25 protein-coding genes (1 of these 25 only partly in view) are annotated in these 21588 nt (G+C 67.3%); 9 read left to right on the top strand and 16 right to left on the bottom strand.

Annotation, left to right across the window (positions count from 1 at the left end; all coding sequences use genetic code 11):
• Position 1 precedes the first annotated feature (1 nt).
• The 8 genes from hisG to F791_RS0103675 form a co-directional block, all read right to left on the bottom strand.
• Positions 2 to 652 carry an ATP phosphoribosyltransferase gene (gene hisG, locus F791_RS0103710; RefSeq protein WP_012981793.1) on the bottom strand — a complete coding sequence of 217 codons (651 nt, stop codon included), beginning with the start codon at positions 650 to 652 and terminating at the stop codon, positions 2 to 4.
• Positions 653 to 679: 27 nt separating this feature from the next.
• Positions 680 to 1939, bottom strand: coding sequence for a UDP-N-acetylglucosamine 1-carboxyvinyltransferase (gene murA / locus F791_RS0103705; protein WP_018993520.1), 1260 nt, complete (start codon positions 1937 to 1939; stop codon positions 680 to 682).
• A 101-nt stretch (positions 1940 to 2040) separates the two neighbouring features.
• Complete coding sequence (locus tag F791_RS0103700; protein ID WP_018137782.1) at positions 2041 to 2367, bottom strand: lipid asymmetry maintenance protein MlaB; 327 nt, start codon at positions 2365 to 2367, stop codon at positions 2041 to 2043.
• On the bottom strand, positions 2360 to 3028 hold the full coding sequence (locus F791_RS0103695) for a phospholipid-binding protein MlaC (protein WP_018137783.1): 669 nt from the start codon (positions 3026 to 3028) through the stop codon (positions 2360 to 2362). The genes F791_RS0103700 and F791_RS0103695 overlap by 8 nt, the downstream gene beginning before the upstream one ends.
• A 21-nt stretch (positions 3029 to 3049) precedes the next feature.
• The gene (gene mlaD, locus F791_RS0103690; RefSeq protein ID WP_018137784.1) at positions 3050 to 3508 is read right to left on the bottom strand and encodes an outer membrane lipid asymmetry maintenance protein MlaD; all 459 of its coding nucleotides are present in this window, start codon (positions 3506 to 3508) and stop codon (positions 3050 to 3052) included.
• A gap of 32 nt (positions 3509 to 3540) precedes the next feature.
• A complete protein-coding gene (mlaE, locus tag F791_RS0103685; protein WP_018137785.1) occupies positions 3541 to 4323 on the bottom strand; it encodes a lipid asymmetry maintenance ABC transporter permease subunit MlaE in 783 nt (260 codons plus the stop codon).
• Positions 4316 to 5149, bottom strand: coding sequence for an ABC transporter ATP-binding protein (locus F791_RS0103680; protein WP_018137786.1), 834 nt, complete (start codon positions 5147 to 5149; stop codon positions 4316 to 4318). Before F791_RS0103680 ends, mlaE begins: the two co-directional genes overlap by 8 nt.
• An 81-nt stretch (positions 5150 to 5230) precedes the next feature.
• Positions 5231 to 5872, bottom strand: coding sequence for a hypothetical protein (locus tag F791_RS0103675; protein WP_018137787.1), 642 nt, complete (start codon positions 5870 to 5872; stop codon positions 5231 to 5233).
• A 75-nt stretch (positions 5873 to 5947) separates the two neighbouring features.
• Between F791_RS0103675 and F791_RS0103670 the strand changes: the two genes are divergently transcribed.
• The gene (locus F791_RS0103670; protein ID WP_018137788.1) at positions 5948 to 7045 is read left to right on the top strand and encodes an LLM class flavin-dependent oxidoreductase; all 1098 of its coding nucleotides are present in this window, start codon (positions 5948 to 5950) and stop codon (positions 7043 to 7045) included.
• 6 nt (positions 7046 to 7051) lie between these two features.
• Positions 7052 to 7969 carry an NAD-dependent epimerase/dehydratase family protein gene (locus tag F791_RS0103665; protein WP_019592191.1) on the top strand — a complete coding sequence of 306 codons (918 nt, stop codon included), beginning with the start codon at positions 7052 to 7054 and terminating at the stop codon, positions 7967 to 7969.
• Positions 7970 to 8831: 862 nt separating this feature from the next.
• Here the strand turns inward: F791_RS0103665 and F791_RS0103660 are convergent.
• The 4 genes from F791_RS0103660 to thiD form a co-directional block, all read right to left on the bottom strand.
• A complete protein-coding gene (locus F791_RS0103660; protein ID WP_019592190.1) occupies positions 8832 to 9650 on the bottom strand; it encodes a sulfite exporter TauE/SafE family protein in 819 nt (272 codons plus the stop codon).
• A gap of 90 nt (positions 9651 to 9740) precedes the next feature.
• Positions 9741 to 11018: a glutamate-1-semialdehyde 2,1-aminomutase gene (gene hemL / locus F791_RS0103655; RefSeq protein WP_019592189.1), complete on the bottom strand. Its 1278-nt coding sequence runs from the start codon at positions 11016 to 11018 to the stop codon at positions 9741 to 9743.
• 75 nt (positions 11019 to 11093) lie between these two features.
• Positions 11094 to 11738 carry a thiamine phosphate synthase gene (gene thiE / locus F791_RS0103650; RefSeq protein ID WP_019592188.1) on the bottom strand — a complete coding sequence of 215 codons (645 nt, stop codon included), beginning with the start codon at positions 11736 to 11738 and terminating at the stop codon, positions 11094 to 11096.
• Positions 11728 to 12516, bottom strand: a complete 789-nt coding sequence (gene thiD, locus F791_RS0103645) for a bifunctional hydroxymethylpyrimidine kinase/phosphomethylpyrimidine kinase (protein ID WP_019592187.1) — start codon at positions 12514 to 12516, stop codon at positions 11728 to 11730. Before thiD ends, thiE begins: the two co-directional genes overlap by 11 nt.
• 83 nt (positions 12517 to 12599) lie before the next feature.
• On the opposite strand from thiD, the gene F791_RS0103640 reads away from it, so the two are divergent.
• Positions 12600 to 13046 carry a hypothetical protein gene (locus F791_RS0103640; protein WP_018137840.1) on the top strand — a complete coding sequence of 149 codons (447 nt, stop codon included), beginning with the start codon at positions 12600 to 12602 and terminating at the stop codon, positions 13044 to 13046.
• Here the strand turns inward: F791_RS0103640 and F791_RS0103635 are convergent.
• On the bottom strand, positions 13039 to 13725 hold the full coding sequence (locus F791_RS0103635; RefSeq protein ID WP_018137839.1) for an HAD family phosphatase: 687 nt from the start codon (positions 13723 to 13725) through the stop codon (positions 13039 to 13041). The two genes, F791_RS0103640 and F791_RS0103635, sit on opposite strands and share 8 nt — an antisense overlap.
• A gap of 194 nt (positions 13726 to 13919) precedes the next feature.
• Here F791_RS0103635 and F791_RS0103630 point away from each other — a divergent pair, with 194 nt between their 5' ends.
• Positions 13920 to 14486 (top strand): RNA pyrophosphohydrolase, encoded by a 567-nt coding sequence (locus tag F791_RS0103630; protein ID WP_018137838.1) that lies wholly within the window; start codon positions 13920 to 13922, stop codon positions 14484 to 14486.
• Between the two features lie 20 nt (positions 14487 to 14506).
• Positions 14507 to 16774 (top strand): phosphoenolpyruvate--protein phosphotransferase, encoded by a 2268-nt coding sequence (gene ptsP, locus F791_RS0103625; RefSeq protein WP_018137837.1) that lies wholly within the window; start codon positions 14507 to 14509, stop codon positions 16772 to 16774.
• Between the two features lie 10 nt (positions 16775 to 16784).
• Here ptsP and F791_RS0103620 read toward each other — a convergent pair whose 3' ends face one another.
• Both F791_RS0103620 and F791_RS0103615 read right to left on the bottom strand, forming a co-directional pair.
• A complete protein-coding gene (locus F791_RS0103620) occupies positions 16785 to 17303 on the bottom strand; it encodes a CopD family protein (protein WP_018649256.1) in 519 nt (172 codons plus the stop codon).
• 36 nt (positions 17304 to 17339) lie between these two features.
• Positions 17340 to 17855, bottom strand: a complete 516-nt coding sequence (locus F791_RS0103615) for a peroxiredoxin (RefSeq protein ID WP_018137835.1) — start codon at positions 17853 to 17855, stop codon at positions 17340 to 17342.
• Between the two features lie 102 nt (positions 17856 to 17957).
• On the opposite strand from F791_RS0103615, the gene argC reads away from it, so the two are divergent.
• From argC to erpA, 4 genes are all read left to right on the top strand, one after another.
• On the top strand, positions 17958 to 19013 hold the full coding sequence (gene argC, locus F791_RS0103610) for an N-acetyl-gamma-glutamyl-phosphate reductase (protein WP_038049963.1): 1056 nt from the start codon (positions 17958 to 17960) through the stop codon (positions 19011 to 19013).
• A gap of 105 nt (positions 19014 to 19118) precedes the next feature.
• Positions 19119 to 19787, top strand: coding sequence for a DUF6776 family protein (locus F791_RS0103605; RefSeq protein WP_018137833.1), 669 nt, complete (start codon positions 19119 to 19121; stop codon positions 19785 to 19787).
• Complete coding sequence (locus tag F791_RS0103600; protein ID WP_018175377.1) at positions 19784 to 20218, top strand: polymer-forming cytoskeletal protein; 435 nt, start codon at positions 19784 to 19786, stop codon at positions 20216 to 20218. The genes F791_RS0103605 and F791_RS0103600 overlap by 4 nt, the downstream gene beginning before the upstream one ends.
• Before the next feature lie 121 nt (positions 20219 to 20339).
• On the top strand, positions 20340 to 20720 hold the full coding sequence (gene erpA / locus F791_RS0103595) for an iron-sulfur cluster insertion protein ErpA (protein ID WP_018137831.1): 381 nt from the start codon (positions 20340 to 20342) through the stop codon (positions 20718 to 20720).
• Between the two features lie 66 nt (positions 20721 to 20786).
• On the opposite strand, the gene F791_RS0103590 is transcribed toward erpA, so the two are convergent.
• Positions 20787 to 21588: the 3' portion of an anhydro-N-acetylmuramic acid kinase gene (locus F791_RS0103590; RefSeq protein WP_026182174.1), read on the bottom strand. Its footprint extends 329 nt past the window's final position; the window shows 802 of its 1131 coding nt (coding positions 330-1131); its start codon lies beyond the right edge, outside the window; its stop codon occupies positions 20787 to 20789.

The following is a 21588-nucleotide window of genomic DNA, read 5'->3' as shown; positions in this document are numbered from 1 at the left end:
GTTACGTCGTCGCGGGCGTGACGGCCTCGCGCAGGCCCTCGATCAGATTTTGAATAGTTCTATGTCGCATCTTCATGGCTGCCTGGTTCACGATCAACCGGGAACTGATGGGGGTAATCAGTTCCAGCGGCTCCAGGCCATTGGCCTTGAGCGTGTTGCCGGTGTCGACCAGGTCCACGATGTAGTCGGCCAGATCGACCAGCGGCGCCAGTTCCATCGAGCCGTAGAGCTTGATGATCTCGACCTGGCGGCCCTGCTGGGCGAAGTAGTTCTGCGTGATGTTCACGAACTTGGTGGCGATGCGCAGGCGCTGCTGCGGGTCCGGCTGCTGGCCCGGGCGTCCGGCCAGCATCAGCCGGCATGCGGCGATGCGCAGATCCAGCGGTTCATAGAGTCCAGCCGCGCCGTGCTCCATCAGTACGTCCTTGCCGGCCACACCGATTGCTGCCGCGCCATGCTGCACATAGGTGGGGACGTCGGTCGCCCGCACCACCACGATCTTCACGTCCTCGCGGTTGGTGTCGAGGATCAGCTTGCGCGTCTTGTCCGGGTCCTCCAGGAGTTCGATCCCGGCGCTGGCCAGCAGCGGCAGGGTGTCCTTGAGGATGCGTCCCTTGGACAGGGCGATGGTCAGGGCGTTGGGATCCATCATGTCGAATGTCAGTCCGTCTGTTTCGAGTCAGGCCGGCTCGCGGCGGATGCCCGCGCCGATCTGGCTCAGTTTTTCCTCGATACATTCGTAGCCGCGGTCGATGTGGTAGATGCGATCGACCGCGGTTTCGCCCTCGGCCACCAGGCCGGCGATGATCAGGCTGGCCGAGGCGCGCAGGTCGGTCGCCATCACCGGCGCGCCCACCAGTCGCTCGACGCCCTTGACGATCGCCGTATTGCCCTCGATGGTGATGTCCGCGCCCATGCGCTGCAGTTCCAGCGCATGCATGAAGCGGTTCTCGAAGACCGTCTCCACGACCGACCCGGTGCCCTCGGCGACGGTGTTCAGCACCATCATTTGGGCCTGCATGTCGGTTGGAAAGGCCGGGAAGGGCGCGGTCCGCAGATTGACCGCCTTCGGGCGACGTCCTTCCATGTCCAGTTCGATCCAGTCCGGGCCGGTCTCGATGCGCGCCCCGGCCTCGACCAGCTTGGCCAGCACCGCATCCAGCAGCTCCGGGCGGGTATTGCGGCAGCGCACGCGCCCGCGGGTCACCGCCGCCGCGACCAGGAAGGTGCCGGTCTCGATGCGGTCCGGCATTACGTCGTATTCGCAGGCCTGCAGGTTTTCGACACCCTGCACGCGGATGGTGTCGGTCCCGGCGCCCTGGATCTTCGCACCCATCGCCGTCAGGCAGTCCGCCAGGTCGACCACTTCCGGCTCGCGCGCGGCGTTCTCGATCAGCGTCTCGCCCTCGGCCAGGGTGGCGGCCATCAGCAGGTTCTCGGTGCCGGTGACCGTGACCTGATCGAACACGACGCGAGCACCCTTCAGGCGCTTGGCGCGGGCGTGGATGTAGCCCCCCTCGACGTCGATCTCCGCACCCAGCGCCTCCAGCCCCCGCAGGTGCAGGTTGACCGGGCGCGAACCGATCGCGCAGCCACCCGGCAGCGAGACCTCGGCCTCGCCGAAGCGGGCGAGGAGGGGCCCCAGCACCAGGATGGAGGCGCGCATGGTCTTGACCAGGTCATACGGGGCCACGCACTGGGTCAGGGTGGTCGGATCGACCTCGATGCGCATGCGCTCGTTGACCGTCAGGCTTACGCCCATGCGGCCGAGCAGTTCCATGGTGGTCGTTACGTCCTGCAGGTGCGGGACGTTGCCAATGGTCATCGGCCCGTCCGCCAGCAAGGTGGCGGACAGGATCGGGAGCACCGCGTTCTTGGCCCCGGAGATCCAGACCTGCCCCTCCAGGCGGCGGTCTCCGGTGATGATCAGCTTGTCCATGGAAAGCCCGGGTCGGTCGCAGGGTCCAGCATGGCCCAGCGAAACACGCCATGATAACGAATCTGCCCGCTGCGCGCGCGTTTCCGGTCGCGGGGCGGGCGTCAGGCCGCGTTGGTCTGCGCCGCGGGAACCGAGTCGGCGATCACCGATTGCAGATCGTAGAGTTCAACGAGGGGTGCCAGGCCCTGCGGGATGGAGTGGAAACCCAGTTCGCCACCCTGTTCGTGCACACGGCGCCAGAGGGTGACCAGCAGCGCCACGCCCGCCGAGTCGATGCGGGTCACCTCGCCGAGATCCACCCGCGCGCGAGCGGGCAGCCCGGGGAGCAGGGCGCGAATGCGGGACTCGAGGCCCGGAACCGTGGCCAGCGTCAGCGTGCCGGAGAGGGCGAGCCCCTCCGGTGTTGCGTGCAGGCGGGCGTCAGCCATCGCCGTTGTCGACCTCGTCGGCGATGCCTTCCATCGCGTCATCGACGAGCTCGCGGTCGCCGTCCTCGAGGCGTTCGATCAGCGCGTCGAGGCCATTGCGGTTGATTTCCTCGTTGAAGCGGTTGCGGAAGTTGCCGACAAAGCTGAGGCCTTCGGCCTCGACGTCGAACACTTTCCACTCCCCGTTTACCGGCCGCAGGCGGTAGTTGACCTGCAAGTTCGATTGCCCCGAGCCCATGACGATCTCGGTTGCAACGACGGCCATGCGGTCATCCTGGCGCGAGCGGCGCTCGATTACGCGGATATCCTTGTCCAGGTGGTCCGCCAGCTGCACGCCGTAGGCTTGCAGCAGGGTGTTCTTGAAGGCCTTGGTAAAGCGTTCGCGCTGTTCGCTGGAGGCGTCGCGCCAGTGTCGCGCCAGCACCAGCCGGGACATGCCTTCGACATCCACGCCGGGCAGGATCTTGTCTTCGATCACGCCGATCACGAAATCCGGATCTTCCTGGGCACGGTCCTCGTTCGACCGAAGTTTCTCGTAGACCTCTTCGATGGACTGTTTGATGATCTCGGTGGGGTTCTCCGCCTGCGCGGCACCCGGGAGGGCCAGCAGCAGGAGCAGCCAGAGCGGCGCCGGCAGCGCCAGAAATCGCAATGTCTTCATCGTGTCGTCCCCGGTTCGGGTTTAGTCGCTACCCATATTGGTCATGAAACGGCCAATCAGGTTCTCCAGGACCAGTGCGGATTGGGTGAACATCACCTCATCACCGTCCTGCAAGGTGTCGTAGTCGCCGCCAGGCTCCAGGGCGATGTACTGCTCGCCCAGGAGTCCCGCGGTATGGATCGCGGCCTGCGTGTCCATGGGCAGGTAGTCATGCTCGGCGCGGATCGCCAGCGTGACCTCGGCGCGGAACTGCTCCGGATCATAGCGAATATCCGCGACGCGCCCGATGCGCACGCCCGAGACCGTGACCGGCGCGCGCGTCTTGAGCCCGCCGATGTTGTCGAAGTAGGCCGTCACCGTGTAGGTGTCCCGGTCGTGGTAGTCGGTCACGTTGCTCACCTGAATCGCCAGGTAGAACAGTGCCGCCACACCCAGCAGCACAAACACGCCGACCGCCAGTTCGAAGAAACGTACCTTCATTGTTGCCACCTGCCTAGGAAAACACTGGTTGGTCAGCCCGTGCCGAACATCAGCCCGGTCAGGATGAAATCGAGGCCCAGCACCGCCAGCGAGGAGACCACCACCGTCTGGGTCGTCGCGCGCGAGATGCCCTCGGAGGTCGGCATCGCGTTGAAGCCCTGGAATACCGCGATCCAGGTCACCACGAAGCCGAACACAATGCTCTTGATCACGCCGGAGAGCACATCCTCGTTCCAGTCGGTCACCGACTGCATCTGCGAGAAGTACGCGCCGCTGTCCACGCCCAGCATGCCCACGCCGACGATGTAACCGCCCATCACGCCCACTGCGCTGAAGATCGCGGCCAGCAGCGGCATGGAGAGGAATCCGGCCACGAAGCGCGGGGCGAAGATGCGGCGATAGGGGTTCACCGCCATCATCTCCATCGCCGAGAGCTGCTCGGTGGTCTTCATCAGGCCCAGCTCGGCCGTCAGTGCCGAGCCCGCGCGACCGGCGAATAGCAGTGCGGTCACCACCGGGCCCAGTTCGCGCACCAGCGACAGGGCGACCACGCCGCCCAGGGCCTCTGCGGCACCGAAGTTCACCAGGGTGATGTATCCCTGGTAGCCCAGCACCATGCCGACGAACAGTCCGGAGACGATGATGATCAGCAGCGAGCGCACGCCCACCGAATAGATCTGCACCACTGTCAGCCCGAACCGCCGGATCACGATATCGAGGCTGGCGAGCACCTGGAGCAGAAAGAGGAACGCGCGGCCGAAGACCACCAGGGCATTCAGCGAGCTGCGACCCAGCGAGGCAATTCCGTCAATCATCGCGCCGCTCCCGTACCCCGAGCAGATCCTCGCGGTAGCTGTCGCCGGGATAATGAAACGGAACCGGGCCATCGGGGCGGCCCTCGAGGAACTGTGCGCTCCAGTCGGAGGCGCGGGCACGCAGGTCGTCGGGTGCCCCGGCATCCACTGCCCGGCCATCGGCAATCAGCACCACGTGATCGGAGATGGTCATGGCCTCGGTAACGTCGTGCGAGACCAGTACGCTGGTCAGCCCCAGGCTCTGGTTGGTGCGCCTGATCAGGGTCACGATCTGGCCCATGGTGATCGGGTCCAGGCCGGTAAAGGGTTCGTCGTACATGATCAGGTCCGGGTCCAGCGCGATCGCGCGCGCCAGCGCCACGCGCCGCGCCATGCCGCCGGACAGCGAGGCAGGGTCCAGGTCGCGCGCGGAACGCAGACCCACCGCCTCGAGCTTGAGCAGCACCAGGGTGCGCAGCACGTCCTCGGGGAGGTCGGTGTGCTCGCGCAGCGGGAAGGCGACATTCTCGAACACCGAGAGATCGGTCAACAGGGCCCCGCTCTGGAACAGCATGCCCATGCGTTTGCGCAGGGCGTACAGGCGTCGGGTCGAGAGTCGTGCGACCTCCTGGCCGTCGACCCAGATGCGGCCTTCGTCCGGGCGCAGCTGGCCGCCGATCAGGCGCAGCAGGGTCGTCTTGCCGCTGCCACTCGGGCCCATGACCGTGGTCACCTGCCCGCGCGGGATGCGCATGGACAGGTCCTCGAAGATCACCTTGCGCCCGCGCCGGAAGCGCAGGTTCTCGATGACGATATGCGGACTGTCTTCGGCGACCGGCTCAGCCACGGGCACCTCTTGCCGTACGGCCTATGGGACTCGGGAGTCTGGCGCGGGACCGATGCCCGGTCAAACCGGTTTGGGGGTAGTTCATCCCACCCCCAGCAACTGGGCGATGGTGCGAAACTCGGAAAGTCGATCCGGTCTCGCTCTCAGGAACACGGGTGTTGGAGCCTGGCCGCCGGCCGCGGTCAGGGCCTCCACCAAGGCGCGCCACCCCATCGGGTCCAGGTCCGCCTCCGGTTCGATCTGCCACAGGCCAGCGCCGTCTCGGCCCGGATACCACAGGGCCTCGCGGGTGCCCGGCAGTGTGTGTGCCTCGGCAGGTCCGGTCAGCACGGCGGTTTTCACGTGGCCGGCCTCGAGTGCCGCCTCCACGGCGGCGGCATCCTCGGCACCCATGACACCGAGGGCCACACCCTGCAGCGTCTCACCCAGGTCGTTCTCGATTCGGGCCAGGGCGGCCGCACCCGCCTCCGGCGGAAGACCCCCGGGCCACTCCAGTGTCAGCTGCAGCTTGGCGGGGACCGCCTCGGCCCAGGGCCCGAACGGGCCTTCACCCGGTGCCGCCCAGGCAGTGGCGGGCAGCAACAGACGGCTGTGATAGTGGGTGTAGTACTCCAGCTGCCAGTCGGTCGGGAGGTCGTCCGGGAAAAAGGTCTCCCACCAGGGCTCACCGGGGCCCGCGACCCCGGCAGCCTGCAGCTCCAGCGCTTGTTGATCCTTCGACATCCGCGTGTCCTTCGTTCAACCGTAGTCTGACGGGCTTGCTTGTATCCCCAACGCGCGCGCGGCACAGTTGATGCCATGCGCTTCGACCTCTTTCATGAGCTCTCGGTCCCGGAGTTTCTGCAGACCTCCGAGACCGAGGTGATCGACCGGACCCTGGCCCTGTGGGAGCAGGCCGACCGTCTTGGCTACGGCACGGCCTGGCTGGTGGAACACCACCTGATGCCGGAATTCTCCCACAGCACCGCGCCGGATCTGGTACTGGCCGCGGCCAGCCAGCGCACCGAACGCCTGCGTCTGGGCCTCGGCGTGGTCCCGCTGCCCTACCACCACCCGCTGCGGGTCGCACAGCGGGTCGGCATGCTCGACCAGCTCTCCGGCGGGCGTCTGGACCTGGGCATCGGGCGCGGTTTCTCGCCGCGCGAATATGCCACATTCGGCGCCGAGATGAGCGAGTCCCGCGCGCGGGTCGATGCCGGTCTGGATGCGCTACGCCAGGCCTTCGCCACCGGTCGGATCACCCAGGACGGCCCGTTCCATCACCTGGACGACGTGCCCGTGATGCCGCGCCCGGTGCAGGACCCGCACCCGCCGATCTGGACCGCCGCGGTCAGCCCGGAGTCCTTCACCTGGGCCGCCGAGCAGGGCATCGGCGCGCTGGCGGGTCCGTTCAAGCCCTGGCAGATGATCCGTGAGGACATCCGCCTGTACCACGAAGCCTGGGACACGACGCGCACCGACATCGCCCACCCGCCGCGCGTCGGGATGACCCTCGGGGTGCTGTGCCTGCCCGACGGCAAGCGCGCCCGCCGCGAGGCCAAGCCCGCCTTCGAGTGGTTCTATCGCCACATGTTCCAGCAGACCCTGCCGGTGCTGGAGCGCCTGATCGAGGGCTACGACTACTACCGTTCGCTGGGCCGTTTCCGCCATCTGGTCAAGGCCGGGATCAACCTGAAGATCCTCGACATGCTGGGCATGACGCTGGTCGGCACGCCCGCCGAGTGTCGCGAGCGCATCGAGGGGCTGCGCGAGGCGGGGGTCGACCAGGTCCTGCTGGCCTTCGGGGCCGGGGCCGTGCCCCACGAACTCGCGCTGGAGTCCATGGACTGCTTTGCCGAGGAGGTCATGCCGGCCTTTGCCGAACGCGCCCCGGGCGCCACCGGCACGGCTGGATAGCCGTCCATGCGGGTCGCCGTGACCGGCGCCGCCGGGCGCCTGGGCCAGGTGCTTGTTCCGGCCCTGGCCGCCGCCGAAGGTATCCGTTCTGTTACCGCGATCGACCGCCGCCCGGTTGTGGCGAACGCGCATACGACCCCTTTACAAGCCGATCTCGCGGATCTCGGCGCGGAACACCTGGCCGGGCATGACAGCCTGATACACCTCGCCTTCCAGTTGATGGGTGGGCAGGGCGGGCGCCGGCGCCGCGACCGCGACTGGGTGCGTGCGCAGAATGTCGAGCTGAGCCGCCACGTCTTTCAGGCAGCCGCCGCGGCCGGTGTGCGCCAGATCGTCTTCCTCTCCAGCGCCGCGGTCTACGGGCCGTGGCCAAATTCGCCGCGCCCGCTGACCGAGTGCAGCCCGGCGCGGCCGCGCTTCCCGTACGCCGAGGACAAGGTCGCCACCGAGCAGGCCCTGCTGGCGGTCGGCGTGCAGTACCCCGATCTGACCACCTGCATCCTCCGGCCCTCGGCAATCGTCGGGCCGCATGCCCACCCGCTGCTGCGCCAGGTTGCGCGCAGTCGCGTGTATCCGGGTGGCGCCGAGGTGCCGGTGCAGATCCTGTGGGAGGACGACGCCGCGGACGCCGTGGTACGAGCGGTCACGCGCCAGGCGGAGGGCATCTTCAACCTCGGGGCCGAGCCCGTCTGGTCCATGCGCCGGATGGCGCTATACCGGCGCCGCTGGGGCATTCCGGTGCCCCCGGGCCTGATCCGGGCGATTCACCCGTTGGCCTGGCGATTCACCCGCCATGCCGGCGATCCCGGATGGGTCCAGGGCCTCGACGGCGCCCTCCAGATGGACTGCTCGCGCGCCCGCGAGCACCTCGGCTGGGCACCCCGGGTCTCCACCCCCGAGTGCCTGGAGCGCCTTCGTCGGTAGCTCCGTCTTTTCAGGCTGGCCCCGGTTCGTCCTCTGGTGTTTACGTGCCTTCGTCCGGCCGCCTGCCAAGCGCTCACTCGCGAGCGCGCCGCGAGGTACTTTCTTGCTTGCCCAAGAAAGTACCCAAAGAAGGGCACCCGGATTCCGCCCGGGGACCTTGCTCCAGGGCCCTCGGGCCGGCGGCGCTGAAACTCGCTACGCCTTCGGCTTCGCTCAGACAGTCAGCGCCTCTTTTCCGTCCCGAGGACCCTTCCGCAAGGGGCTTCATACGGGGGGATAAGGTCAAGACAACGGCGGTTCTGACGTTCGCGCCAGTGGATGGAGGCGAGGTGTCCCGACATCCTGGGCACGCGCGGCCTTCGGCCCTGGCGTGCCGCGCCCGCGAGCGGGCGCCAGACTCCATGTAGGATGCGGATGAGCGCAGCGAATCGCATCAGGGTTGCCCCGACGCCGGAACGGTGCGTTTCGCTGCGCTCAACGCACCCTACAGTTCGGGCTTGTCGCGGGTGCTCGAATACCGCCTGTTTTGACCTACCCTCCCGATATGAGCCCCTTGTGGAGGGCGTGACAGGCCGGGAGAAGGCGCTGACTGTCTGAGCGAAGCGACAGCGCAGCGAGTTTCAGCGCCGCCGGCCTGGCGCGGCCGGAGCAAGGTTCCCGGGCGAATCCCGGGCGTGTTTCTTGGTTACTTCTTTGCACGAGCAAAGAAGTAACTCGGGGCGCGCTGCCGAGACAGCGCATGGCAGACGGTCGGCCGAAGGCACGTAAACATCGGATGCCGAACCAGGCCCAGCTATCAACCAGTAAGACGAAGGCGCGCAACCATTCGGGCGTGCGCGGGGTGACCGCTCAGGAGTACGGACTAGCGCAGGAGCATCAGGATACCGGCGAGGATCAGGACGCCGGCGAAGCCGCGGCGGAGGATGGCGATGGGCAGGTGATGCGTGAGCCAGACGCCCGCGCGCACGCTGATGGCTGTGCCGATGACCACGCCGAGGATGGCCGGCAGGTAGAGATACCCCAGCGCCCATTCTGGCGCCTGGTAGGCCGGATCGGTCCACTGCGGCAGGGCGAACACCAGGCTCGCGCCGATGGAGATCGGCACGCCGAGGGCCGCGGCCGAGCCGATCGCCCGGCGTAGTTCCAGTCCCTGGCTGACCAGGAACGGCGTGGTCAGCGTGCCGCCGCCGATGCCGATCAGCGCGGAGACGGCCCCGATCACGGTGCCGCCGCCCAGCCAGACGCTGCGCCTCGGCACGGGCGCCTTCGGCGGCTGAACGTTCAGCAGCATCCAGATTCCGATCGCGACCTCGAAGGCGCCGAAGATGCGCCCCAGGTGGTCGGAGTCGATGCGCGTGGCCAGCCAGGCCCCGAGCAGGGCCCCGACGATGATGCCGGGCAGCAGCCGGCGTACGGCCGCGCCGTCCACGCCGCCCCGGCGATGGTGGGCGCGGGCCGACAGGATCGCGGTCGGGATGATGGCGCCCAGCGAGGAGCCGACCGCGAGCTGCACCAGGCTGGCCGAGTCGAAGGCCAGCAGGCTGAAGATCGCAACGAACACCGGCACCAGGATTAGCCCGCCGCCGATGCCGAACATCCCGGCCGGGATGCCGGCGACCAGGCCCAGAAGCACAAATAGCAGCCCCAGCGCCAACGGTGACTGGATCAGCGTATCGATCATTCGTGTGTAGCGCCGGGTGGTGGGTCAGGGAACAGTGGGCCGGCAAACCGCTGGGGTGCCGGCCCACTGTTCAGGGGGGAGGGAGCGCGCTCAGAGCGCCTTGAAGCACTTGCGGGCGGCCTCGACGGTGGCGTCGAGGTCTGTGTCCGAATGGGCGTGGGACATGAAGCCGGCCTCGAAGGCACTGGGGGCCAGGTAGACGCCCTCGCCCAGCATCGCGTGGAAGAAGCGGCCGAAGGCGGCGGTGTCGCAGGCGGTGGCGCCGGCGAAGTCGGTGACCTTCTGGTCCGAGAAGAACAGGCCGAACATGCCCGGCACCTGGTTGGTGGTCAGGGCGACCCCGGCCTCGCGTGCGGCGTCCTCGAAGCCCGCGACGACCTTCTTGGTGCGCTGCTCCAGCTCGTCGTGGAAGCCCGGACGGGACAGGATCTCCAGGGTCTTGAGCCCGGCGGTCATCGCGATCGGGTTCCCGGACAGGGTGCCGGCCTGATAGACCGGGCCCAGCGGCGAGAGGTGTTCCATGATCGCGCGCTTGCCGCCGAAGGCCCCCACCGGCATGCCGCCGCCGATGATCTTGCCCAGCGTGGTCAGGTCCGGGGTGACGCCGAGATAGCCCTGGGCGCAGTTCTTCGAGACGCGGAAGCCGGTCATCACCTCGTCGAAGATCAGTACCGCGCCGTGCTGGTCGCAGACCTCGCGCAGCGTCTCGAGAAAGCCCGGTTCCGGCGGGATGCAGTTCATGTTGCCGGCGATCGGCTCGACGATGATGCAGGCGACCTCGTCGCCCTTCTCGGCGAAGAAGGCGCGCACGCCGTCGGCGTCGTTGTAGGTGAGGGTGCTGGTCAGGGCGGCCAGCTCCTTCGGCACGCCGGGGGAGCTCGGCTGGCCGAGGGTCAGCGCGCCGGAACCGGCCTTTACCAGCAGCGAGTCGCCATGGCCGTGGTAGTTGCCCTCGAACTTCACGATGCGGTCGCGCCCGGTGTAGCCGCGCGCCAGCCGGATCGCGCTCATCGTGGCCTCGGAGCCCGAGTTGGTCATGCGCACCAGGTCCATCGACGGCACCAGTTCGCAGACCTTCGCGGCCATGTCGTTCTCCAGCCGGGTCGGGCAGCCGAAGGACAGGCCGTTGTTGCAGGCCTCGCGCACCGCCTCGATCACCTCGGGGTGGGCGTGGCCGGCGACCATCGGGCCCCAGGAGCCGATGTAGTCGATGTAGCGCTGGCCGTCGGCGTCCCACATGTAGGCGCCACTGGCGCGGTCCATGAAGATCGGGGTGCCGCCCACGCCCTTGAACGCGCGGACCGGGGAGTTCACGCCCCCGGGGATGTGCTGCTTGGCGGCCTCGAACAGACGCTCGGTTTCCTGCATGACGGTGTCCCTGTAGTTCAATGGAATCGGTAGGCCCGGCAACCATAGCGGCGGCCGCCGGGCGGTGCAAAGTGGTCAGTCGAACAGTGTGCTGATGCGTCGGGCGGCGGCCTCCGGGGCGGGCGCGGCGCTGATGCCCTGGATCACGGCGACCAGATCCGCCCCGGCCGCGACCACCTCCGCCGCGTTGTCCGGGGTGATGCCGCCGATGCCGCAGATCGGCAGGTCCAGGGCCGCGCGTGCCTGGCGGATCAGCTCCGGCCCGGCGTGGGCGGCCTGCGGCTTGGTCGGGGAGGCGAACATGGTGCCGAAGGCGACATAGCTGGCGCCGGCCCGGGCGGCAGCTTCGGCGCGCGCCAGCTCGTTGTAGCAGGAGACCCCGATGACCGCGTTCGGTCCCAGGAGCGTGCGGGCCGCGGCCGGGTCCGGGTCGTCGCGGCCCAGATGTACGCCATCGGCCTGGATGCGCGCGGCCAGCTCGGTGTCGTCGTTGATGATGCAGCGCGCCCCGTGCGCGTGGGCGAGGGCGACCAGCTCGCGGGTGATCGCCTCGCGCGCGTCTCCTTGCAGCTCCTTGTCGCGGAACTGGATCAGGCTGGCGCCGCCGCGCAGCGCGGCCGCGGCATGGGCGAGGTGGGTCGCGCGCGGGTCCGCGCCCTCCGGTACCGCGGGGGTGATGAAGTAAAGCCCGCGCAGGGGCGCTCGGCTGTCAGTCGTCATGCGGGCACAGGCGGTTGGGGATGTGCTGGCCGTGGCCGGGGGCGTAGCCACGGGCGATGGCATCGTTCATGAAGGCCTGGGCCTCGATCACGGCCGGTTCGATATCGCGGCCGCGGGCAAGGAAGGCGGCGATCGCCGCGGCCAGGGTGCAGCCGGAGCCGTGGAAGCCGGCCGGGTGGCGCGGCAACTCGAACGGGCGCATGTGGTCGTCCTCGCGGTAGAGGCGATTGATGATCGGGTCCTGCTCGGCGCCCTCGTGCCCGCCAGTGACCAGCACGTTGCGCGCGCCCAGTTGGCGCAGCTGGTGGCCCCACTGCGCGGGGTCCTCGCTGCGGGCCAGGCGGGCGGCCTCGGGTCCGTTCGGGGTGATCAGCGTGGCCCGCGGCAGCAGGGCCTCGCGCGTGGCGTCGACGACCGCCTCGGTCGCCAGTGCCCCGCCGCCGCCGGCGACCATCACCGGGTCCAGTACCACCGGGATGTGCGGGTGTGCGTTCAGCAGTGCGGAGACGATGGTGACATTTTCCACCGAGCCCAGCATGCCGATCTTGATCGCCGCGACCTCGAGATCGGCCAGGGTGACCTCGATCTGGGCGCGCAGCTGCTCCGGCGGCAGCACGGTGAAATCCACCACGTTGCGGGTGTCCTGCACGGTGATCGCGGTCACCGCCGTGGCCCCGTGTACGCCGAGGCGGGTGAAGGTGGTCAGGTCGGCCTGCAGACCCGCGCCGCCACCGGGGTCGGAGCCGGCAATGGTCAGCGCGATCGGGGGATGATTCATGAATGGGGGCTCCCGTGCTAAGGTTGCGCGCGCCCCGGCACCCCCGGGGCGTTCCTGTTCCGAATCCCGGGAGTGTACGCAGCATGAGCCACGAGTTCGAAGTCGAGACTATCCGTCCCCTGGTCGCCGCCGCCAAGGCCGGCGGTACGCTGAATGCGGAGGTCGACCAGGCCCTGGCCGCGCTGGAGCAGGAGATCAACCGGATCGCCGCCGAGCTGCAGGTGGAGCACGTGGGTCCCGGGGTGGGCATGGCGGACATGAATGCCGAGCATGTCTATCGCCTGGTGATCCGCCAGCACGAGATCGACGTGACGCGGCACGAATGGAGCCTGTGGGTCTGCGATGCGCTCGATAACTGCGACTTCCGCGCGACCTGGCCGGTCACTGGCGCCGGGCGTCTGCGCCGCAAGCAGGTGACGGCCGTGGTGCCGGAGCTCGTGACCGGCTACCGCGATGCGGTTGTGGCCGCCGGCAAGGGGGATACTCCGGCCGGTCAGCGGCTGGAGCAGATGGCCGGTCTGTTCAGCTGACCGAGCCTTCCGGCTCGCGCAGCGAGATCACTGGCCAGCCCCGTTCGCGGGCATGCGCGGCCAGAGTCGGGTCGGGATCCACGGCCACCGGGCGGCCGACCTGCTCCAGTAGCGGGATGTCGTTGCGCGAGTCACTGTAGAAGCTGGCCTGCGTGATGGTGCCCTCGGGGTCCGGGTGATCCGCGAGGTGCTGACGCAGGCGCTCGATCTTGCCTTCCTGGAAGCAGGGTACGCCCGTCAGCTCACCGGTGAACTCCCGGTCCTCGCGTTCTTCCGCCAGGGTGGCGATCAGGTGATCCACGCCGAGGATGTCGGCGATTGGCTGGGTCACGAACTGGTTGGTCGCGGTGATGATCACCAGCTCGTCACCGGCCTCCCGGTGCCGGGCCAGCAGACGCTTGGCGCCGGGGGCGATCATCGGGCGGATCAGCGTCTCGATGAACTGCTCCCGCCATTGTTCCAGCTGTGCGCGCGGGTGCTCGGCCAGCGGGCTGAACGCGAAGCGGCAGAACTCGTGGATGTCGAGGGTCCCCGCGACATACTCCTGATAGAAGCGGTCATTGGTCTCGGCGTGACAGGTCGGGTGCACGGCACCCACCTCGGCCAGGAACTGGTTCCAGGCGTGATCGCTGTCGCCGGCGAGCAGGGTATTGTCGAGGTCGAACAGGGCCAGGTTCATGGATCGCTCCGCGGATTAGGGGTCGCGCTGGGAAGACGGCGGGAGTTTACCGGGGCATGACTTCGCACGCAGCCATGCCTCGGAAAACCTGGGGTACCAACGCGAGTGTGTACATTCATCAGCGTTTCCCAAGGTCTTTGCCGCGGGGCCTCGGGCTGTGGAACAATGCAATCAGTGAAGAAAGCGTCTGGTTGATGCAAGTGATTGATTGTGAGGGGTATAGAGCCAACGTAGGCATCATCCTGTGCAATCGGGAGCGCCAGCTGTTCTGGGGCAAACGCGTGGGCCAGGACGCCTGGCAGTTTCCCCAGGGCGGTATCCGCGCGGAAGAGACGCCGGAGCAGGCGATGTACCGCGAGTTGCGCGAGGAGACGGGCCTGCTGCCCGAGCATGTCGATGTGCTCGGCAATACCCAGCACTGGCTGCGCTACCGCCTGCCGGAGCGCATGGTGCGACGTCACCGTCGTCCGGTCTGCATCGGCCAGAAACAGCGCTGGTTCCTGTTACGGATGATGGGCAACGAGAGCGACGTGATCCTGGATGCGATGGGTACCCCCGAATTCGACGACTGGCGCTGGATCGATTACTGGCGCCCGGCACGCGAGGTCGTGCATTTCAAGCGCCAGGTCTATCGCCGTGCGCTGTGCGAGCTGGTGCCGCTGATGTTCCCGGAACTGGAAGCCCGGCGCCCGCGCAATGCCCACGGACGTGACGCCAGCGATCAGGCCCCGTCACAGGTCTCCCCGGTGTCGCCACGTTGACGAACCCGAATCCCCCCTCGATGCTGGAGGTCCTGCGCCGCGTGGTGCAGGAGGTGAATGGCGCTGCCGATTTCTTCGAAGCGCTGCATATCATTGTGACCCGCGTGAAGGCCGCGCTGGATATCGACGTCTGCTCGATCTACCTGAAGTCGCCGCAGTCGGGCCGCCTGGTGCTGATGGCATCGGAGGGTCTGCGCGAGGAATCCATCGGACATGTCGAGATGGACCCCTCCGAGGGCCTGGTGGGCCTGGTCGCCTCGCGCGCCGAGCCGGTCAACCTGGACAGTGCCCAGGATCACCCGCGCTTTCGCTATTTCCCGGAGACCGGCGAGGAGCACTTCCTGGCCTTTCTCGGGGTGCCGATCATCCACCAGCGCAGCCTGCTGGGGGTGTTGGTCGTGCAGCAGCACCAGGCGCGCAAGTTCGATGACGAGCACGTCTCCTTTCTGATTACCCTGGCCGCGCAGTTGGCCGGTGCGATTGCCTACGCGGAATTCAACGACGAGATCTCCTCCGAGACCCCGCTGATTGGGCACGTCAATGTCGAGGCGACCGGGATCGCCGGGTCTCCCGGGGTTGCGATTGGCCGGGCCGTGGTCGCCTATCGGCTGGCGGATCTCGACTCCATCCCGGATCGCGAGGGGGTCGGGGTCGACGAGGAACTCGAACGCCTTGCCAAGGCGGTGGCCGAGACGCGCACCGAAATCGAGGATCTCAAGCAGCGCATGGGCGAGGCCCTTGGCGCGGACGAGCAGGTGCTGTTCGACGCCTATCTGATGCTGCTGGGCTCGGACTCGCTGGTGCAAAAGACGGAGGCGCGCATTCGCAACGGCCAGTGGGCCCCCGCCGCCCTGCGTGACACCGTGCGTGAGAGCGTTCGCGTGTTTAACGACATGGAGGACCCGTACCTGCGCGAGCGCGCGTCCGATGTGCGAGACCTGGGTCGGCGGGTGCTGTCGCACCTGTTGCCGGCCGAGCGCAGCCAGGAGGAATTCCCGGATGGCGGCATTCTGGTGGGTGATGACCTGACCGCATCCCACCTGGCCGAGGTGCCGATCGAGCGGCTGGGAGCGATGGTCTCGGCCAAGGGCACGGGCTCCTCGCACATCGCGATCCTGGCGCGGGCGCTCAACATCCCGGCGGTGATGGGGGTTTCTGAGCTGCCGGTGGGCCGACTGGAGAACCGCGAGATCCTGGTCGACGGCTATCGTGGCCGGTTGTTCGTGAACCCCAATGCGGAGTTGCGCACCGAGTTTGAGCGCCTGGTGCGCGAGGAACGCGAGCTGGCCGAGGACCTGCGGGCCCTGGCCAAGGACCCGGCGGCCACCCGTGACGGTGTGGCGGTCCCGGTGCTGGCGAACTCCGGGTTGCTGGCCGATATCAAGCCGTCTCTGGAATCCGGGGCCGAAGGCGTGGGGCTTTATCGCACCGAGGTCCCGTTCATGATTCGCGACCGCTTCCCCGGGGAGGAGGAGCAGGTCCAGCTCTACGAACAGGTGCTGGCATCATTCGATCCGATGCCGGTCACACTGCGCACGCTGGATATCGGCGGCGACAAGGCGCTGCCGTATTTTCCGGTCAAGGAGGACAACCCGTTCCTGGGCTGGCGTGGCATCCGCATCTCGCTGGACCACCCGGAGATCTTCCTGACCCAGCTGCGTGCGATGCTCAAGGCCAGTTGCGCGCACGACAACCTGCAGATCCTGTTCCCGATGATCTCGGCGCTGGACGAGCTGAAGGGGGCGATGACCCTGCTCAACCGCGCCCGCGAGGAGTTGCTGGACGAGGGGTTCATGATCCCGATGCCCAAGGTCGGGGTGATGGTCGAGGTCCCGGCCGCGGTCTATCTGTCGGAGACGCTGGCGCGGCGCGTGGACTTCCTGTCGGTGGGGACCAATGACCTTGTGCAGTACCTGCTGGCGGTGGATCGCAACAACGCGCGAGTGGCCAGCCTCTATGACACCCTGCACCCGGCCTGCATCAGCGCGCTGGAAACCATCACCGACGGGGCCCACCGGGCGGGCAAGCCGGTTAGTGTCTGTGGCGAGATGGCGGCCGATCCGGCCGCGGTGATCCTGCTGCTGGGGATGGGGATCGACAGCCTCAGCGTCAGCGTCTCGGCGATCCCGCGGGTGAAATGGGTGATCCGCAGCTTCTCCACGGATCGCGCCGAGGCGCTGCTGGCCCAGTGCCGCATGCTGGAGAACGCGGAGCAGATCCGCTCGCTGCTGAACAATGCCCTGGTGCAGGCCGGGCTCGGCGGGCTGGTGCGCGCGGGGAAGAACTGATTCGGTTGCGTCAGGCGGCCTCGCGCCGGCGTTTCCACCAGCCGATCAGTGCGGCCAGCACAAAGATCGCCAGCACGACCCCGATTGCGATCAATGCATCCTCGATGGAGCGGTTGATCACCAGCACCACCACCCCGACCAGGATCGGCACCGGAAACTCGTTGAACCAGCGAAACCAGGTGTGTTCGCGACGGTTCAGATCATCCCGGAAGTCGCGCACGATCCAGCCGCACCAGATGTGGTAAATCACCAGCAGCGCCACCAGCGTCAGCTTGAAGTGCATCCAGGGCTCGTTCAGATACCCCGGGATCAGGGCCAGCATGGCCCCGCCAAACGCGATAGTCAGCACCCCGCCGGGCGTCATGATCCCGTAGAACAGCTTGCGCTCCATGATCTTGAAGCGCTCGTGACCCAGGGCGTCGTCGGTCATCGCGTGATAGACGAACAGCCTTGGCAGATAGAACAGCCCGGCGAACCAGGTGACCATGAAGATCACGTGCAGGCTGAGCAGCCAGTTGTAGGCTTCCATGCTTCAGAGCTCCCAGGGGTGCCGGTGGTGGCTGGCTCAGGACAGCCAGCGCTGCAGGTGGCGTTCGATCTGCTCGAAGTCCGGGTCGCCCAGTTTCTGGTAGACGATGCGGCCGCCGGGCGAGATCACGAAGGTGGTCGGGGTCAGGCGCACGCCTCCGAAGGCCTGCGACATGCCGTCCTCAGCGTCGTGGATCACCTTGTACGGCATCTCGCGGTCCTCGCGCATCGACTCCACCCGGTTGATCGGGTCGTAGGAGACGGCGACCGCCAGCAGCTCGAAGCCCTTCTCGGCATAGGTCTCGTGCAGGTGAATCAGCTTCGGGATCTCGCGCACGCAGGATGGGCAGTTGGTGGCCCAGAAGGAGATCATCACCGGGCGCCCCTCGTAATCCGACAGCGAGACCTCCTCGCCATCGAGGGTGGTGGCGGTAAAGTCGGGCGCCGGGCGCATGCCGTCATCGGTCAGCCAGATCGCCAGGGCAACCCCGATCAGGGCCAGGATGAAGATGCCGCCAATGATGGCCTTGCGGTCGATACGAAAGCTGCTCATGGATACAGAGGTTCCCGTTGGGTTCGAATGATTCGCCGGTTTCGACTGGCCTGAGTGGGCCTTCGTTCCGTGCCATGTGGTAACCCGGTATCATGCCGCAGCATGACAGCAACAACCAATAGCAAACCTATCCGCATCGGGGTTGTCGGTGCGACCGGGTACACCGGCGTGGAGTTGCTGCGCCTGCTGGCCCGGCACCCTTCGGCGGAACTGGCGGTGGTGACCTCGCGCGGCGAGGCCGGGACGGCGGTCGCCGATTTGTTCCCCAGTCTGCGCGGGGCGGTGGACGCGGTCTTTCGCGAGCCGGACCCCGACGTGCTGGGCGAGTGCGACGTGGTGTTCTTTGCCACGCCGCATGGTGTGGCGCATGCGATGGCCGGTGCGCTGCTGGAGCGCGGGGTGCGGGTCATCGATCTCTCGGCCGACTTTCGTATACGTGACCCGGAGCTGTGGGCGCACTGGTATGGCCAGGCGCACGGGGCCCCGGAGTATCTCGACGAGGCCGTTTACGGCCTGCCGGAGATTCACCGTGACCGGATCCGGCCGGCGCGGCTGATTGCCGTCCCCGGCTGCTACCCGACGGCCGTGACGCTCGGTGTCCTGCCGCTGCTGGAACAGGGTCTGATCGACCCGGCCGACGTGATTGCGGACGCCAAGAGCGGGGTCAGCGGTGCGGGGCGCAAGGCGCAGATCGGCGGTCTGTTCGCCGAGGTGCAAGAGAACTTCCGCGCCTACGCGGCCGGCGGTCACCGGCACTGGCCGGAGATTCATCAGACCCTGAGTGGTGTGGCCGGCGGCGAGGTCGGGCTGATCTTCCAGCCGCACCTGGTGCCGATGACGCGCGGCATCCATGCAACCCTCTATCTGCGGCCGCGACAGTCCGAGACCGACTGGCAGGCCTGCTTCGAGCAACGCTACGCCGATGAGCCGTTCGTCGACGTCCTGCCGCCGGGATCGCATCCCGAAACGGCCAGCGTGCGGGGCACCAACCGCTGCCGGATCGCGGTGGCACGGCCGCCGCACTCGGATCGACTGGTGGTGCTGTCGGTGATCGACAACCTGGTCAAGGGGGCGGCCGGGCAGGCCGTACAGAACATGAACCTCATGTTCGATTGCCCGGAGGACGAGGGGTTGCGCGAGTTGGCGGTCTTCCCGTAGCTCGGTTGCCTTATGTCCAAGCTCCCGACGCCGGTGCCGCGACGCCGCCCCCGGATCCCGCCACCACGGCCGGTGCGACAGCGTCGGCGGCGCTGGGGGTTGGGCGTGTTGTTACTGGCGCCTTTTCTGCTGGTGGCCGGGATTGGCGGTTGGTTGTGGACGCACTGGCCGGACGAGGGCGTGATTGACCCCCAGGTACGCATTGATGCCCTGACGGACGAACTGCAGCGCGAGGTCGAGGCGCGTCAGCAGGCAGAGGCCGAGCAGCAGCGTGCGCTGCGGCGGCTGTCGCTGCTGGAGACCGAGGTCGATGCCTATCGCGACGATGTCGAGCGTCAGGAGACCGAGCTCGCACGGTTGCGCGATGAAGTGGCGTTCTACGAGCGACTGGCGGAAAACAATGATGACTCGAGTCTGGGCTTGCGCGACCTGGCGTTGCAGGAGACAGGCCAGTCCGGGGTCTGGGACGTCGTGTTTCAGATCTACCGACCGGGCCTGAACCGGTCGCTGGATGTGCGTTGGTCGGTAGAGATTACCGGGCGTTTCGAGGGGGACGATGAGGATACAACCCTCGATCACGATGACCTGGGCGTGGAGCAGGAACGTACAATCGAGGGTTTCCGGTTGCTGCGAAACGCGCGCGTACGCGTTGTATTGCCGGAGGATTTCACCCCGGAAGCGGTAGCCGTTAGGGTGGAGCCCGATGAAGACGATGGCCCCGACGCAGTCATGAAGCGCGGAGAGTGGGGCCGCATGGCGGGAGAAGGGGCATGATCGGACGCAAGAAGGGGCGCGGCAGCAAGCGGACGCGCCGGGTCGACACCATGATTGGGGAGAACGCCGTGGTGCGCGGCGAGCTGGAGTTTAGCGGGGGCTTGTATGTCGAGGGGCGCGTGGTCGGCAGCATTCGTGCGCCGAGTGATCCCTCCGCCGTTCTGATGGTCGCTCCCCAGGGGGTCGTCGAGGGGCAGGTGATGGTGCCGCACCTGGTCGTGAACGGCGAAGTGCGCGGCGACATGCATATGAGCGAGTACGTCGAACTCGGTGCGACCGCGCGGCTGCACGGGCATCTGTACTACAAGAGTCTGCAGATCACCGAGGGTGCGAGTATCGACGGCCAGCTCGAGCGAATGGAAGAGCCGCTGCAGGGCGAACTCGAGGAGCTGCCCGTGGAGCAGGGTGAGCCGCAGACTGCGGTCTCCTGACGGTGGCCGGTGCGACCCGCGTTTCGCCAAAGGTGGCCCAGCATCATTCGTGGGGTATTCTTGACGCTGACGGTCAGTATTCCGTAGCGTGAATGAAAATGATTCTTACAGGAGGCACCCAATGTCCGAAGCCATGACGTCCAATACCGAGGCAGACATGGACATGGAGATCCCGAGCCCGCTGATCTTCAGTGACGCCGCCGCGAACAAGGTGAAGGGGCTGATCGAGGAGGAGAACAACGACAACCTCAAGCTGAGGGTGTTCGTCAGTGGTGGTGGTTGCTCCGGCTTCCAGTACGGTTTTACCTTTGACGAGACGGTGGGCGACGGCGATACCGTGGTCGAGAACGGAGGGGTGACCCTGCTGATCGATCCGATGAGCTTTCAGTATCTCGCGGGTGCCGAGATCGACTACACCGAGGGTCTGGAAGGCGCGCAGTTCGTGATTCGCAATCCGAACGCCACGACCACCTGCGGTTGCGGGTCCAGCTTCTCGGTCTGACGTCCAGGGCTGTTATCGCATTGTCAGGGCCCGGCCGTTTCGGTCGGGCCTTTTTTGTGCGTATTTCTATGTGGATTCCGGTGCGCGTCCGGGGATCCGGCAGCCGAGGATGCGTGGTCCACGGGCACCCGTGACTTCCGGCAGGTTGCCGGCCTCGTGTTGCAGATGGCGATACGCCAGCCAGGCAAAGGCGGCCCCCTCCACCTGCTGAGGGGGGATTCCGTGGTGTTCGGAGGTCTCGACCGTGCTGCCGGCCAGCTGGCTTTGCAGTCGTTCCATCAGGTAGCCATTGTGGGCGCCGCCGCCGCAGACGATGACGCGATCGGGTGCGGTTGTGCGCAGGGATTCGAGCGTCAGCCGCACCCCCTCCACCGTAAGTTCGACCAGGGTGGCCTGAACGTCCTCGGTGTTCAGGCGGTCGAGCCGTTCGCCGCCAACCTGGCGGAGCCAGTGGGGCGAGAAATGCTCGGGCCCCGTGCTCTTTGGGGCAGGGCGCTGAAAGTACGGGTCCGCGAGGAGCTGTTCCAGTAGTGGCCGGTCGATGTGTCCCGTGCGCGCCCAGGCGCCGTCGGCATCATAAGGCTGACCCAGGTGCCGTCGGGTCCACCCGTCCATCAGGGTGTTGGCGGGTCCACTGTCGCATCCGCGTACCGGCTGGCCCGGCTCCAGCCAGGTCAGATTGGCGATCCCTCCGAGGTTCAAGATCGCGCGTGTCTCGGAGGGGTGGCCCAGCCAGGCGGCATGGAACGCGCAGGCCAGCGGAGCCCCCTCGCCGCCCGCCGCGAGGTCGCGTTGGCGAAAGTGCGCGATCACGTCGATGCCCGTGGCTTCGGCGATCCGGAATGGGTCGCCAATCTGCCAGGTGAAT

The sequence above is a fragment of the Thioalkalivibrio sp. ALRh genome (assembly GCF_000381425.1).
Classification (GTDB): domain Bacteria; phylum Pseudomonadota; class Gammaproteobacteria; order Ectothiorhodospirales; family Ectothiorhodospiraceae; genus Thioalkalivibrio.
The sequence above is the reverse complement of the archived record's forward strand: the minus strand, read 5'-3'. Positions and strand labels throughout refer to the sequence as shown.